The following is a 15,253-nucleotide window of genomic DNA, read 5'->3' as shown; positions in this document are numbered from 1 at the left end:
TCATATTAAGTCTGTATTCATTTAAATGAATTTAAAAAATAGGTGTTGAATGATTAATATTTCAGATAAAAACAAATTGGTTAAAGCTTTTTCTCAGGTAACTCCATATATAAAGCAAGGACTTTTAGCCTCATTATTAGTTGGCAGCTCTATTTCTATGGTGAATGTAAATTCTGCTCGTGCTGCTGATTTGTTAAATGAACATGCTGGGGCGATTAAACCTGTTACCTCGACACAAAATCTTCCTAATTTTGTGAATTTGGTTAAACAGGTCAGACCTGCGGTGGTATCTATTACCTCAAAGATGACGGCTGGTGGCGATGATCAAATGATTAGCGGTTTTCCTGATGGAGGAAACTTTCCAGGTGGTGGGTTTTCATCGCCCTTTCCCTTTCCTATGTTTCCTCAGCAAATGCCTAAACAAATTATAGAGGCTCGAGGGTCTGGGTTTATTATTTCCCCTGATGGGTATGTAGTTACTAATAATCATGTTGTTAAAGGGGCAAAAATCATTACAGTTTCCCTTGAAGATGGTTCAAAATATCAAGCAAAAATTATCGGCCTTGATCCAAAAACAGATTTGGCATTATTGAAAATTAAATCAGATAAACCGTTTTCATTTATACAACTTGGCGATTCTAATGGTGTCGAGGCAGGGGAATGGGTCGTTGCTGTGGGTGATCCATATGGTCTTGGGGGAACGGTAACAGCGGGAATTGTATCTGCACGTGGAAGAGATATTGGTGATGGTCCTTATGATTCTTTTATTCAAATTGACGCACCGATTAATCGAGGAAACTCTGGAGGACCTTTATTCTCTCAGGATGGTAAAGTGATTGGTGTGAATACCGCAATTTTATCCCCATCAGGGGGATCTATTGGAATTGGGTTTGCCATTCCATCGAATACGGTTAAGAGCATTATCGGCCAGCTAGAGAAAAATGGTCATGTGACCCGTGGTTATATCGGTGTTGCAGCACAATCGGTAACTTCTTCTATGATTAAGGCATTAAAACTGCCTGCTGTTGATCATGATAAAGCGCCACAAGGCGCCTTGATTGCATCAATTTCTCCAGATAGCCCTGCTGAAAAAGGAGGGCTGAATGTTGGGGATGTGGTGTTAAGTTTGGATGGTAAAGATGTTAAAGATCCTCGTGAATTAGCAGTTCGAGTAGCAAGTATCATACCAGGAACCACAATTAAACTGGTTGTTTTACGTGATGGTGTAAAAAAAGACATCACCATTAAAGTTGCTAATTTAAATGATGACAAGCAAGATAATAAAGAAATCGTTAAAAAGCCCAGTAATATTGGGGTTGCTTTGTCTCCTTTAACCCCTGATATCAGACAACAAATTGGGGTTGAAGAAACAGTAAAAGGGGTTGTAATAAGTGGGATTAAAAGTAACTCTCCTGCTGATCGTGCAGGATTACAAACAGGGGATGTGATTGTTTCGGTGGATAATCATCCTGTTGATAACCCCAGTGCAGCTACAGATACAATTGCCAGTGTTTTGAAAAAAGACACAAATGTTTTATTGCGTATTGTTCGTGGCGGACAAAGTCTTTTTGTTCCTGTTACATCTGGTGATAATGATTAATTTGTAGCAAACAAATAGATTATTTTTATAAGGCCGAATTTAGTATGAGTTCGGCCTTATATAATTAAATGTGGTTTTTAATATTTTAAGGTACAATGGAAAAATCTTTTGACAGTTTTTTTTGATTGGATTACTTAATAATATTAATGAAATAGGAGATGATATCCTCCTTGTAAACCGCCGCTTTAAGCGGATAATGATATCTACGCGGGGCCGGTTTTGTACGGATGCGTAGGTCTGTACCTATCTGGCAGATTATTTTATAAGGATAGGCATATGTTTAATTCAGTTATCATGATCAGTATTGGTGGGGCTTTGGGATGTTTGCTGCGTTGGTGGTTGGGATTATCGCTTAACGCTTTATTTCCTTATATGCCTTTGGGAACATTTGCGGCCAATTGTATTGCAGGATATCTAATTGGCGTTTCTATGGCGGTGTTTTTATTGATACCCGCTTTGGCTCCATGGCGATTATTTATTATTACAGGATTTTTGGGCGGACTTTCTACATTTTCTACTTTTTCTGCTGAAATTGCGATGTCTTTGCAACAAGGACGTTTTTTTTGGGCTGGAACAGAAATTGTGACCCATGTTGTATGCTCTGTTGCATTAACCATCTTGGGAATGATGACGGTTTATTCTTTGCGGTAATAAGTATAAAGGTCTTCTCTGTTTAATCTTATATTTTGACCATAGTGATTATGGTAATTAATTAACTAACAAACCAATTATATAAATAATCTTCCAAAAAAATTGCATCGTATGATTAAAATCAAAGCAAACAAATATAATAAATATTTTTAGTCATAATTATTGTAGGTTGAGTATGTAATGTTTTTATCAGAGATATCTTTATCGATTGATCATAATATGACACTATAATTTATATTTTTAATAGGATTGGTTAAATATGCTAAGGAATATAGCAGCCTGTTTTTTTATAATGATAATGCTCTTAGGCGGTGAAGAAGTCTTTGCTCAACCGTCTGAAGGATCTGCCCCTTTTAATGAATCAGTTTGGCGTATAGAGAAATTGCATAATCAGACAAAAACAATTCAAACCTATCAAGGGGAAAAGAATTATGTTGCTATTTCTTTTAATCCATATACGCACAAAGTGACAGGGCGTGGATTATGTAATAAGTTTATGGCAAAGTTTGAAAATAAAAATAATGTTGTTACCATTAAAGATGTGATTACAACACATGAAACATGCCTTTCTGATGATGTGAATGCACAAGATAAGCTTTTTTTTAGTTATTTAAAATCTATTAAATCTTATTCGATTCATGGAAAAATCTTGCGATTAAAAGATGCACAAAATCAATCTTTGATTATTGCGCGTTGGGCTAAATAAAAACTATAAATTTGTGACTTGTTGTTGAAGGTAAATAGATGATTATTAAAACAGATGAAACGATTGATTTAAAAACCCCAACAGGATTAATGCGTTGTCATATTTTTCGTCCCGTTGCAGAAGGAAAATATTCTAGTGTTATTTTTTATTCCGAGATTTATCAAGTTACACAACCTATTCGTAGGCTGGCATCTTATATAGCTGGGCAAGGATATATTGTGATTGTACCAGAAGTTTATCATGAATATGAGCCTTTAGGGACAGTGTTTGAATATGACAAAGAGGGCACAGACCGAGGAAATTGCTTAAAATTTGAAAAGCCAATTTCAGCCTATGATTCGGATGCATATACGGTGATAGAATGGGCTAAAACTTATGAACATTGCAATGGCAAAGTTGGTACAATGGGAGTTTGTTTAGGTGGACACTTGGCATTGCGCGCAGCATTACATCCAAACGTGTTGGCTGCAGCGTGTTTCTATGCAACAAACGTGCATGATTCAACACTTGGTCAAGGAAAAAAAGATGATACTATTCATCGTTTGTCAGAATTAAAAGGGGAAACTATGTTTGTTTTTGGCAGACAAGATCCACATGTTCCTTTTGAAGGTAGACTTCAAATTCAACAAGCTTTGTACAAAGCAGAAGCTTCTTATGAGTGGCATGAATTCAATGCCCAGCATGCCTTTTTACGCGATGAGGGTCCACGTTATGATGCTGCGTTATTTCAAACCTGTATGGGGTTAGTTATTAGCTTATTTGCACGTAATTTATAGGCAAATAAAAAGCATTATACTTTTGGTATAATGCTTTTGTAATTATTTATCTTCGTCTGTTTTTTCTTTGACGTAAGCCTCAACGGGACCGTTTAATTTCATGGTCATCGGTGTGCCATCTCGTTTTGTGGTATTACCAACGGTTACTTTGACCCATTGTTCGCTGACGCAATATTCCAAGATATTGTCTTTTTCAACACCTTTGAAACGAATACCAACCCCACGGTTCAGCAATTCTTCGTTATAAAAAGGGCTGCTTGGATCGGCAGATAAACGATCGGGAAGGGTATCGGTCATGATAAAGATTCCTTGTTGATTGATCTAAAACTATTACTTTCTATTACAAATAAAAAATTGATCCTGACAAGTATTTTATTTTTAAATAGAAGCTTTAGCGAATATTATGGGTGATAAAAAATATTATTGAAAGAGCATGCATAATGAAGAATTTATAAGATTGCTGTTTTCCATTCTGGTTTACCATATCGACGATCTTTATAACTATTGATTTTCCATATGTTTTGTTTTTTAATAGAATAAAGAGATATTCATCCTAAAATATATCTGTATTGGTTTTAATATAGATTTCGGCTTGATTTTTGGTTTTAAGTTCAACACAAGTCTTTGTCGGATTTTCGATCCCATTATATTTGGCTGGAAGTCCAGAACTACTATAATTTTCTTTGCCACCATAAGCACGTTTTTTATCCGTACAGTATTTTTCATATAATGGGTATCTCAGCTCTTTAATGATAGAAAACTAATTGGTTTTTGTTTCATAATCTTTTTCCGCGTCATTTTTAATATTTATTTCTCGTTCAATTTTATTCCATTGTGTGCCAAAGTCTGGAACGAAATGAATCAGAAGTTCTTTGAGATTTTCTTCATCTTGCGTAATTGGTTTTTCCTGGTTGTAACTCAGAATAAGATATTGTTATTTGTTAGTATTCAATTTTACATATATTTTATTTGTCAAGCCACATCAGATTTAATAGAGTTGTTTATGCAATTAATTTGTAATTTACAGCAGCGAATATAAAGATATTTTACATCAAGAGGAAAGAATACCAATGGTTCGGATCGGTCGATGGAAGAGATTATTACTAAGCACCATGTTGGTGCAAGCTGGAGCCATTGGATATGGTATGATTTCTGTGTCTGCATGGGCGCAAGAAGACCCAAAAATTGAGCAAAAATCAGAAAAAAAAATAGCAACAGAACAGGCTTTGATGCGGTACCCAACATTGCATGGGGATAAAATTGCATTTGTGGCACGTGGTAATGTGTGGGAGGTTTCTAAAACAGGTGGGGTTGCGCGTCGTTTGACCACTGATCTTGGTGAAGATTTAATGCCTCGTTTTTCCCCAGATGGCAAATGGTTGGCTTTTACAGGCAGCTATCAGGGAAATCGGGATGTTTATTTGATGCCTGCTGCTGGTGGAGCAGTAAAAAGATTAACGTATCACTCTGATGTAGTTGCATCGGCTCCTGAACGGTGGGGTCCTGATAATATGGTGGTAACTTGGACACCAGACTCAAAGGAAATCGTTTTTCTATCACGTCGTAATGCGTGGAATAGTTGGATTAGCTTGCCTTTCAAAATTTCAATTGATGGTGGGTTACCGCAACAATTACCATTGGATCGCTCTGGCTTTATCAGTTATGGCCCTTCGGATAAAGAGATTGCTTATACCCGTATTTATCGTGATTTCCGCACATGGAAACGGTATGATGGGGGATTAGCACAAGATGTTTATACCTATAATTTTGATACGAAAAAGCTAGATCAAATTACCCATTGGAAAGGTACAGATACCATCCCGATGTGGTATCAAAATAAGATCTATTTCTTGTCTGACCGAGATTCAAATCGTCGTTTAAATCTGTGGGTCTATGACAAAGCAACAGGCCAACAGAAGCAAGTTACGCATTTTACAGATTATGATATCGATTTTCCATCACTTGGGGATAATGGGATTGTTTTCCAACAAGGAGGTAAGCTTTATGTGTTGGATTTACCTTCAGAACAACTTCATACGGTTGCAGTCAAAGTACCAGATGATGGCACCCGCACAATGCCACGGTTTGTGGATGTAAGTGACTCCATTCGCAAAATTGACGCTGCACAACAACCCGATTACTCGATTTCTCCAAATGGGAAACGTGCTGCTTTTGCTGCTCGAGGAAACATATTTACGGTTCCAGTTGAGCACGGGGCTATTCGTAATTTAATTTATTCCAGTGATGTCGATGCAGATCATCCAGTATGGTCTCCTGATGGGCAATGGATTGCTTATACAACGGATAAAAATGGTGAGCAAAATATTGCTATTCGTCCATCTGTTGGAGGTGAAGAAAAAATCTTAACTGATTTTAAAATAGGGTATTATTATGCGCCTCGTTTTTCTCCTGACGGTAAAAAACTAGCTTTTTCAGATGGTAATCATAATTTGTGGCTGGTTAATAATGATGGTAGTGATTTAAAGAAAATTGCTGTTGACCGTAATGCTGAAATTCATGATTTTAATTTTTCCCCTGATGGAAAATGGGTAGTTTATAGCTTAACACAACTCAATCAACAACGTGCATTGTGGGTGTATAATATTGAAAAAAACATGCCTTCTCGACTAACTTTGGGTCAAAATAATGATTATTTACCTGTGTTTTCCTCGGATGGTAAATATTTATATTTTGTTTCTAATCGTTATGAAAATACCGTTTTTGCAGATAATGAAATGAATGCGTTAACTGTAAAAAGTGCTGGGATTTACATTGCTACATTGAGCTTAGAAACACCTTCACCTTTTGCGGCACGTTCAGATGAAGGACAAATTGTTAAAGAGACCAAAGAGCAAGCTGGTAATGATAATAAAAAAGATGCAGTTTCATCGATAAAAATTGAGACGAAGGGATTTGAAGATCGAATTGTGCCTGTGCCAATGACGGGTGGAGAAATTACCGATATGCAGGCTGTTGGGGACAAGATTTATTATTTATTGTCTCCTCCTCAAACTATGTCAGGGGAATTTTCTGGTGAGAAGCCTGAGTTACACGTCTATGATTTAAAAGAACGCAAAGATACAGTCATTGAAAAAGGCATTGATAATTATAGCCTTTCCTATGATGGAAAGAAGGTTTTATATAATCAAAAAGACTCTTGGATTATTGCTGATGCCAAAGAAAAACATGCAGATGATAAAACTTTGGATGTTAGCTCTATGCGCATGCGTATAGAGCCATCTAAAGAATGGAAGGAAATGTTTGAAAATGCTTGGCGTCTGCAACGGGATTTATTTGTAAATCCTAAAATGAATGGTCAAGATTGGCAAGCAGTTCATGATAAATACGCAGCGTTGATTCCTTTGGCTGGCTCTCGTGCTGATGTAAATTATATTATCGGGCAAATGGTTGGTGAGATTGGTAATTCTCATACTTATGTCGGCGGTGGGGATCAACAAGATCCAGTTAAAGCTGTTCCCACGGCTTTATTAGGTGTTGATTTTGCTTATGACGCACAAAGAGAGCGGTATGCATTGGCTAAAATTTATCAAGGGGATAACAGTCGTAAACAATATCGCAGCCCCTTGACAGAACCAGGTTTGAATATTCATGAGAGCGATTATTTATTGTCTGTGAATGGGCAAGAGGTCAAAGGTAATGTAAATCCATATCAATTCTTTGTTGGTGTTTCTAATCCTGTTCAGCTTTCTTTCGAGGATAAAGACTCAGGTAAAGTCAAAACAGTTGAAGTCAATACGCTTAAAAATGAACTTTCTTTAAAAGAAAGAGCATGGGTAGAGCATAATCGCGAGTTAGTTGATCGTTTATCTGGGGGTAAAATTGCTTATATTTATCTTTCTGATATGGAAGAGCTGGGAATGCAGCAATTTATTCGCCAATTCTATTCTCAGTTGGATAAAGAAGCAGTTATTATTGATGATCGTTGGAATGGTGGTGGCTTCATTGATCAAATATTGCTGGAAAGATTGCGTAGAATATTAGTTGGAATGACCACTAATCGTGAAAATATGCAAGCAACCTTGCCTCAACAGTTGATTCATGGTCCAAAAGTAACGTTGGTTAATCAATATTCTGCGTCTGATGGCGATATTTTCCCTTATTATTTCCGCAAATATGGATTGGGAAAAGTGATTGGTAAGCGCACATGGGGCGGTGTGCGCGGTATTCGTGGATATTGGCCTTTACGTGATGGTGGGTATATTACCATTCCAGAGGAAAGTTTGTATGGTTTAAATTCTGAATGGATTATTGAAGATCATGGCGTAGAGCCTGATATCGAAGTCGAAAATACGCCTGGTGAGTTACAGGAGGGGAAAGATCGTCAGCTTGAAACAGCGGTTAATTATTTACTCAAAGAATTAAAAGATCATCCAGTTTCTTTGCCTAACCCTCCAAGTTGGGATACGGCTTATCCCCCTCAAGGGGAACCTTTTGCAAAGGATCATCCTAGTAAAAACTAAAATAAAATATTTTTAATAAAAGGCATTATTTTTATAAATATGCCTTTTATTATATCTTGGTGATTACTTGATAAAACGAACTAATATTTTATTAAGGTAAGAAATATAACTGTAGAAAAAAGCCATGATAAAATACTTTTTTCTCTGGGGTTCATGTTCCAGAAAAAATAGTAATTGAGTACTTTGATAGAGTAAATATGTAACCAGCAAGCCATTCAGACACTTAATCTTATTGGGGATATATTTTTATCAATATTGTGTATTAGTATTAATGTAATTTGAACGGTAATTATATTAAAATAGCAAGATTATATGCAGCAATATCAAAGGATTATTTAATCAATAAAATAACCCTTTGATAGATATATACTTTAATTTACGATGCAACCGACTTGAAATAATTGAAGGTGCTCCCAATTACCATGAGTGATTGTAACAACATTATTGTTATCGGCACATAAATGCGCATCATCTTTTTTAAATAATAATCTGTCGTAATGGCATTCATAATTGATGATACCATCATGTGAGTGAAAAGGATCAACATAGAAAATATTGTTACAGATTTTAATGAAAAATTTAATTTTATTGTTGCCTAGGGATGCAATATTGACAACATAAATATCTGGTAATCCAATTTTATCGAGTTTAAAAGGCTGGAATAGATTATCTACTGTATTATAGCACAAAATGCTTTCATTATAGCTAAAAAGTGCTAGTGTTTTGTTTTCTGTTTTTACATTTTTATCAAAGAAAATATTTTTTTGTATGATATCAGCACCAGTATTTGGTTTGATAAGGAATATCTTCTTATGTTGAGAATTTTTATTGAAATCTTGTTCTAGTTTTTTTTGAAGTTTCTCACAATCAAATTGATTGATAATTTCTGATTTTTGAAAAAGAAAAGGTGTTGTATCCAAAAGCTCTGGATGGCAGAAGGTAAAACCAGTGACTGCAATTGTTGTATTTTCTTCTGGATGAGGCTCTTTTCTGGAACCCAAACCATGATAATCAACATTTTCATTTGTTGCTGGGCGTATACGGATTTCATCAACTAAGAGGCTTTCTGGTATTGGTACAAAAATTTTAACAATATTATCTGCATGAGCATAGTTGAGAGCGATTGAAAAAACACGTTGGTTATTGAAAAACAAATCCATAATACAATTTGTTTTTGTAATATTAATATAAAAACCAATCAGCAATTTTGCATCATTAAAACGAATGTTATTTCCATCACCTAAAATCGTATAGATATCACTTACCAATGAATTTGTGTATAATTTTTGAGGGTACTGATCCGTAGGCCACCAATAAGAAAAGGGATTTTGTTTTTTGGTGGGTAATGGAATAAAATTATCATCAGATAAAGCTGATAAATGCTCACCAATTGAATTACCAATAATATTCATTATACATCTATCTGGATGTGAGGGATGGTAATCATAAATAATATCAGGGTTAATACCGTTTGCTTTAACAAACGTGTTAATAAGAGGCTTTGTATCTACAAAATAAGCGTTAGCATTTCGGGCAAAGGCTATACGGTTATTATAAAATTCTGAATTACAGTTAAAGTAAGCTTGTTCTTCTATACATAAAACAATAAGCTTGGTTTCACTGGCAATTCTTTTAATAATTTCAAAAGTTATTTGATGAAAGAATGCTGTGTTTTTTGCATCATAATGTATTAAGTTTTGATCATGATATGTTTGATCATTGGGTATGCTATCAAAAAAAACAAAATCATAATCTGCAAAGTTAGTTTTCTCAAGATTTACACTAAACTGAATTCCTGGAGAGGCGCCAATCGACATGTTTTCTATTGTAGCGTCTGGAAGAGATTGGCGAAGGCCATAAACCCACCCAGGGTAGATAATTGAATTGGATGTCCCTAATATCAAGATGCGCATTATTATATTATTCCTTTGATTAACTTAATCGTATTTATACAGTATTTTATAGTAATGGGAAATGCGGAACAAAAATTGTGTAATATCCAGTGGCAAGGGTACAGTGATCCAAATTTTTACCATTTTGAATAGGGCATTGATACCAGCGATGATCGGTTAGGATCATGGCAAACCCGTCTTCTTGCTTGCAATCTTTTTTGAGTGCTCCACTGGCTACTGTACATTTTTTATAGTGATCTTTTTCTTTGATATAATAATGACCATCTCCTGGATTACAGTTAATGGTTGCAATCCCATTATCAATCCAACATCTTTTATAATTCGCAAGGGCGGAATATGATCCAGAAAAACTGGCAAAACATATTCCAAAAACAGTTAATAAAGCGATATGTTGGCAAGACATGATACTGGATATTTCCTATAATAAAGCACAGAATACAAAGAATAATATTGTTTTCGAGGAACAAGATAGCTTAGGATGCAAAAGGAATAAATTCTTTTTTATAAATAAAGGATAAAAAAGTGCAAAAAAATAATAAAAGGATATGTTTTTCTTTGATCGCAGCGGTGGGAGTAATCACGAGTGGAATATCTGCTTATGCGATTGACGTGAAAAGTTCTATTCCAAAAGCCAATCAAATTTTACAAGCAGGTAATCAAGAGATCATGGTTAAATATGATCATGAGTTTAACCCTTTTCGCAGCAGGCTATTATTGGTCGGGGAAACAGGGGAGCCAAAGTTAATTCCTGCAACAGTATCTTTGGATCATACAGAGGTTAAAACAACGTATCCGTTAAAAGCCGGCAAGTATAAATTACAGTGGCAGATCTGGACGTGGAAAGGGGAGGAAAGCTCTGGTGAAATTCCGTTTATTGTTTTAGGCAATGCACCTCAGAATGATCATTCTACAGCAAGTTTAAGCCCAGCCCCTGCAACAAATGGGCAAAGTGGTAATGCCAATGCAAAGCAAGCCCCTAGTAACTGAAGATGGGGTATAAAGTTGAGGTGATGAAGCTGTGCATCAGTTACCATAGCACCAAAGATTAAAATCGGGGTCAGTAGAGGGAAGGTGAGTAACGGTAATAAAAAAGCGTTCCTTCTAGCTCCAAGAGCAATACAAGTTGCCATGCCCCCTAATAAGGATAAACATGCTGTGCCAATCATAAGGCTGAATAATAGCAAAGGAATAGTCTTATAAGGCAAATCAAACATGAATGCCAAGGGGATACTGGCAATGAGCAAAGGTAACCCTGTGGTTAACCAATGCCCTGTCATTTTCGCTAATGCGACTCCATAAGCGGGCAGGCCGAGCAACAAGAGTTGTTCCAAAGATCCGTCTTCATATTCATGATTAAACAAGCGTTCTATGGGTAATAAAGCAGCTAGTAAAATACACACCCAAAGAATTCCCGGAGCCATTTGGCGTAGTAATTGTGGTTCTGGCCCCAAAGCTAAAGGGAATAAAGACGCTGTTAAAATAAAAAATAAAATTGTACCCAGACTATCTGTGCTGTACCTGAGGGATAGTTGTATTTCACGGCGAATAAAGAGGAAAAAAATACGCATGTTACAAAGGCCGTGCCACAGAAATAGAGGGGGTAAGGTAAAGAATTTTACTGTTTTCCAAAGGAAGAGGAACATGTGTTGTGGTAATGATCATTCCGCCTTGATTAGTGAAATCTTTAAAGATATGTCCTAATAGTTCAATAGTTTCTTGATCCAGACCAACGGATGGTTCGTCTAGTAACCATAATTGTGCAGGTTTTAATAAAATACGAGCCAGGGCTGTACGTCGTTTTTGCCCTGCGGATAACATACGAGCAGGAATATCTGCCATATGATCAATTTTGATGGTTTTAAGAGCGGATTCAATATCTGTTTGATAAAGCTGACTGATCAATTGGAGGTTCTCTTTGACGGTCAAAGCAGGTTTTAAAGAGTCTTGATGGCTAAGCCAAGCAATGCGTTGGGTTTGTTCTGTGTAATGCTCGGTAATATTATCGTTATTCCAGGTGATTGTTCCAGCATCAATTGACCTTAACCCTGCTAATACTCGTAATAATGTGCTTTTGCCTGCACCATTTGGTCCTTGGATGATCAAAGACTGGCCAGAGGAGAGAGAGAAGTTGACTTTTTTAAAAATCAATTTTTCTCCACGAAAAGCACTGATATTGTCAATTTTAAAAATATTAGTGGGTTTTATCGACAGCGTTTAGATCCTTTTGATGGTTTAGTACACACGTAAGTGAAAAAACAATACAGCTCTCATAATTGCTTTTATTCTATTCGAGATATAAAAACTATATGATAAGTGATAAATTCAAAAAAATAGTTTAATCTATTCATTGTTCAGAAATAAAATATAAAAATTAAGGATGCCATTATGAAATTGATAGGCCAAGACAGCTTAAAAACTCTCCGCACATTGGATGTTGATGGAAAAACCTATCATTATTTTTCTTTGCCAGAAGCAGAAAAACATATAGGATCGGTAAAGCATTTACCAAATACATTAAAAGTATTACTAGAAAATATTTTGCGCTTTGAGAATGGTAAAGCTTTTACAGTTGAAAATGCCAAGTCAGTTGTCGAATGGTTAAAAAACCATCGTAGTGATTCTGAAGTCCCATTTCGTCCTGCTCGTATTTTAATGCAAGATTTTACTGGTGTTCCAGCCGTTGTGGATTTGGCTGCAATGCGTGAAGGTATGATCCATTTAAAAGGTGATCCCCAAAAAGTTAATCCATTAATTCCTGTGAATCTAGTGATTGATCATTCTGTAATGGTTGATTATTCAGCTTCTTCAACTGCATTGACACAAAATATTACGTTGGAATTTAAACGTAATGCAGAACGTTATGCGTTCTTACGATGGGGTCAGGAGGCATTTAAAGATTTCTCTGTTGTGCCACCTGATACCGGGATTTGTCACCAAGTTAATTTGGAACATATTGCTAAAGTGGTTTGGCATAATGAAGAAGATGGTAAAACTTACGCTTATCCAGACACTTTATACGGAACAGATTCTCATACAACCATGATTAATGGTCTTGGTGTTCTCGGTTGGGGTGTTGGTGGTATTGAAGCCGAAGCAGCGATGCTAGGGCAACCAATTACGATGTTAATTCCTGATGTCATTGGGTTTAAATTAACAGGTAAATTGGCTGCGGGTGTGACTGCAACAGACTTGGTTTTAAAAGTTACCGAAATGCTCCGTAAAAAAGGCGTTGTTGGTAAGTTTGTTGAATTTTTTGGTCCAGCTTTGGATCATTTACCACTTTATACCCGTGCAACGATTGCGAATATGGCACCTGAATATGGGGCAACTTGTGGGTTCTTCCCTGTTGACCAACAAGCACTTGATTATTTGCGTTTAACAGGTCGTGATGAACATCAAATTAAATTAGTGGAAGCTTATCTTAAAGCTCAAGGTATGTTCCGTGACAATAATAGTGTTGATCCAGAATTTACGGATACTTTGGAGCTTGATATTGGTACGGTTGTTCCATCTATTTCTGGTCCCAGCCGCCCACAAGATCGTATTGATCTGTCCAGTGCAACAAAGGTTTTTGAAAAAGCATTAACGGATACCTTTAATGTTCCAGATCAAGATAAATCTTATCCTGTTGCAAATGCTGATTATGAATTAGAACATGGTTCTGTTGTTATTGCTGCGATTACGTCTTGTACCAATACATCAAATGCAGAAGTCATGATGGCCGCAGGTTTATTGGCCAAAAAAGCGCATGCGTTGGGATTAACCCGTAAACCTTGGGTTAAAACTTCTTTGGCTCCTGGATCAAAAGTTGCAACGAATTATCTTGAAAATGCTGGTTTAATCGAGCCTTTGAACGCATTGGGCTTTAATATTGTTGGATATGGATGTACAACCTGCATTGGGAATTCAGGTCCGTTAGAAGATGATATCATTGATACGATTGAAAATAATAAAATGGTAGCCACAGCCGTTCTATCTGGTAACCGTAATTTTGAAGGGCGTATTTCTCCGAACGTTCGTGCGAACTATCTTGCAAGTCCTCCATTGGTCATTGCTTATGCGATTTTGGGAACATTGCGTAAAGATATTACCAAAGACCCAATTGGTGTTTCCAAAGATGGAAAAGAAATCTATTTGAAAGATATTTGGCCATCTGCCAAAGAAATTTCTGATGCAATGGCTTCCTCGATTACTCAAAAAGAATTCCTTAAAGGCTATGATGGCGTTGAAAAAGGTCCTAAAGAATGGCAAGCTTTGTCTGTTGCAACAGGGTCTCAAACTTATAGTTGGAATGAAAAATCAACGTATGTGCGTAACCCACCTTATTTTGATGGAATGGGTCAAGAAGCTCCAGCGAAACGTCCTGATATTAAGGGGGCAAGAGTATTGGCAATCTTGGCTGATAATGTCACAACTGATCATATTTCTCCAGCAGGTTCTATTCGTAAAGATTCACCAGCAGGCAGATATTTGACAGAGAATGGTGTTGGGGAAGGTGACTTTAACTCTTATGGATCTCGTCGTGGTAATCATGAGGTGATGATGCGCGGAACTTTTGCCAATATTCGTATTCGCAATGAAATGGTTCCAGGGGTTGAAGGTGGTTATAGTAAACATTATCCAGATGGCAAAGAAGGCGCTATTTATGATGTTGCTATGCAATATATGCAAGAAAATACACCGTTAATTGTCTTTGGTGGTAAAGAGTATGGTATGGGTTCTTCTCGTGACTGGGCAGCAAAAGGTACAAATCTTTTGGGTGTAAAAGCGGTTGTGGCAGAAAGTTTCGAGCGTATTCATCGTTCTAACCTTGTTGGTATGGGCGTTTTACCTTTATTGTTTGAAGAAGGCACAACACGTAAAACATTGAACCTCAGAGGCGATGAACAAATTGATATTCTTGGTGTGGAAACATTACAGCCACGCCAAAAAATGATAATGCGTATTCATCGTGCCGATGGTTCTAGCCAAGATGTTTCATTGGTTTGTCGTGTGGATACTCAAGAAGAAGTTGAATATTACCGTCATGGCGGTATTTTACCTTATGTTCTTCGTTTGATGGCTGAATAAGGTTTGTTGTTATAAACATTAAAAAGGAGGCTTTGTGCCTCCTTTTTTTTTATTAT

At 36.5% G+C, this 15,253-nt stretch carries 12 protein-coding genes and 1 riboswitch; of the genes, 7 read left to right on the top strand and 5 right to left on the bottom strand.

Annotation, left to right across the window (positions count from 1 at the left end; translation table 11 throughout):
• The first annotated feature begins 157 nt into the window (after positions 1 to 157).
• From COMX_RS07715 to COMX_RS07700, 4 genes are all read left to right on the top strand, one after another.
• Positions 158 to 1,600 (top strand): Do family serine endopeptidase, encoded by a 1,443-nt coding sequence (locus COMX_RS07715; RefSeq protein ID WP_431193827.1) that lies wholly within the window; start codon positions 158 to 160, stop codon positions 1,598 to 1,600.
• Positions 1,601 to 1,745: 145 nt separating this feature from the next.
• A riboswitch (Fluoride riboswitch) is annotated at positions 1,746 to 1,813 on the top strand.
• 63 nt (positions 1,814 to 1,876) lie between these two features.
• Positions 1,877 to 2,251 carry a fluoride efflux transporter CrcB gene (crcB, locus tag COMX_RS07710; protein ID WP_034339579.1) on the top strand — a complete coding sequence of 125 codons (375 nt, stop codon included), beginning with the start codon at positions 1,877 to 1,879 and terminating at the stop codon, positions 2,249 to 2,251.
• Positions 2,252 to 2,510: 259 nt separating this feature from the next.
• Positions 2,511 to 2,957, top strand: a complete 447-nt coding sequence (locus COMX_RS07705) for an META domain-containing protein (RefSeq protein WP_084051566.1) — start codon at positions 2,511 to 2,513, stop codon at positions 2,955 to 2,957.
• A gap of 38 nt (positions 2,958 to 2,995) precedes the next feature.
• Positions 2,996 to 3,733, top strand: coding sequence for a dienelactone hydrolase family protein (locus tag COMX_RS07700; protein ID WP_034339574.1), 738 nt, complete (start codon positions 2,996 to 2,998; stop codon positions 3,731 to 3,733).
• Between the two features lie 42 nt (positions 3,734 to 3,775).
• Here the strand turns inward: COMX_RS07700 and COMX_RS07695 are convergent, their stop codons facing one another.
• On the bottom strand, positions 3,776 to 4,030 hold the full coding sequence (locus tag COMX_RS07695) for a DUF3297 family protein (protein ID WP_034339572.1): 255 nt from the start codon (positions 4,028 to 4,030) through the stop codon (positions 3,776 to 3,778).
• A 773-nt stretch (positions 4,031 to 4,803) separates the two neighbouring features.
• Between COMX_RS07695 and COMX_RS07685 the strand changes: the two genes are divergently transcribed.
• Entirely contained in the window at positions 4,804 to 8,214 is a 3,411-nt protein-coding gene (locus COMX_RS07685) for a S41 family peptidase (RefSeq protein ID WP_084051565.1), read from the top strand.
• Positions 8,215 to 8,585: 371 nt separating this feature from the next.
• Here the strand turns inward: COMX_RS07685 and COMX_RS07680 are convergent, their stop codons facing one another.
• Positions 8,586 to 10,127 carry a hypothetical protein gene (locus COMX_RS07680; protein WP_034339566.1) on the bottom strand — a complete coding sequence of 514 codons (1,542 nt, stop codon included), beginning with the start codon at positions 10,125 to 10,127 and terminating at the stop codon, positions 8,586 to 8,588.
• A 46-nt stretch (positions 10,128 to 10,173) separates the two neighbouring features.
• Positions 10,174 to 10,530, bottom strand: coding sequence for a hypothetical protein (locus COMX_RS07675; protein ID WP_034339563.1), 357 nt, complete (start codon positions 10,528 to 10,530; stop codon positions 10,174 to 10,176).
• A gap of 119 nt (positions 10,531 to 10,649) precedes the next feature.
• Here COMX_RS07675 and COMX_RS07670 point away from each other — a divergent pair, with 119 nt between their 5' ends.
• Positions 10,650 to 11,114 carry a copper resistance protein CopC gene (locus COMX_RS07670; RefSeq protein WP_034339561.1) on the top strand — a complete coding sequence of 155 codons (465 nt, stop codon included), beginning with the start codon at positions 10,650 to 10,652 and terminating at the stop codon, positions 11,112 to 11,114.
• Here COMX_RS07670 and ccmB read toward each other — a convergent pair.
• Both ccmB and ccmA read right to left on the bottom strand, forming a co-directional pair.
• The gene (gene ccmB / locus COMX_RS07665) at positions 11,030 to 11,695 is read right to left on the bottom strand and encodes a heme exporter protein CcmB (protein WP_034339559.1); all 666 of its coding nucleotides are present in this window, start codon (positions 11,693 to 11,695) and stop codon (positions 11,030 to 11,032) included. The genes COMX_RS07670 and ccmB overlap by 85 nt on opposite strands.
• Position 11,696: 1 nt before the next feature.
• On the bottom strand, positions 11,697 to 12,308 hold the full coding sequence (ccmA, locus tag COMX_RS07660) for a heme ABC exporter ATP-binding protein CcmA (protein WP_084051563.1): 612 nt from the start codon (positions 12,306 to 12,308) through the stop codon (positions 11,697 to 11,699).
• 204 nt (positions 12,309 to 12,512) lie between these two features.
• Between ccmA and acnA the strand changes: the two genes are divergently transcribed.
• Positions 12,513 to 15,197: an aconitate hydratase AcnA gene (gene acnA / locus COMX_RS07655; protein WP_034339553.1), complete on the top strand. Its 2,685-nt coding sequence runs from the start codon at positions 12,513 to 12,515 to the stop codon at positions 15,195 to 15,197.
• Positions 15,198 to 15,253: the final 56 nt, after the last annotated feature.

The sequence above is a fragment of the Commensalibacter papalotli (ex Servin-Garciduenas et al. 2014) genome, from assembly GCF_000527695.1.
Lineage (GTDB): Bacteria > Pseudomonadota > Alphaproteobacteria > Acetobacterales > Acetobacteraceae > Commensalibacter > Commensalibacter papalotli.
The sequence above is the reverse complement of the archived record's forward strand: the minus strand, read 5'-3'. Positions and strand labels throughout refer to the sequence as shown.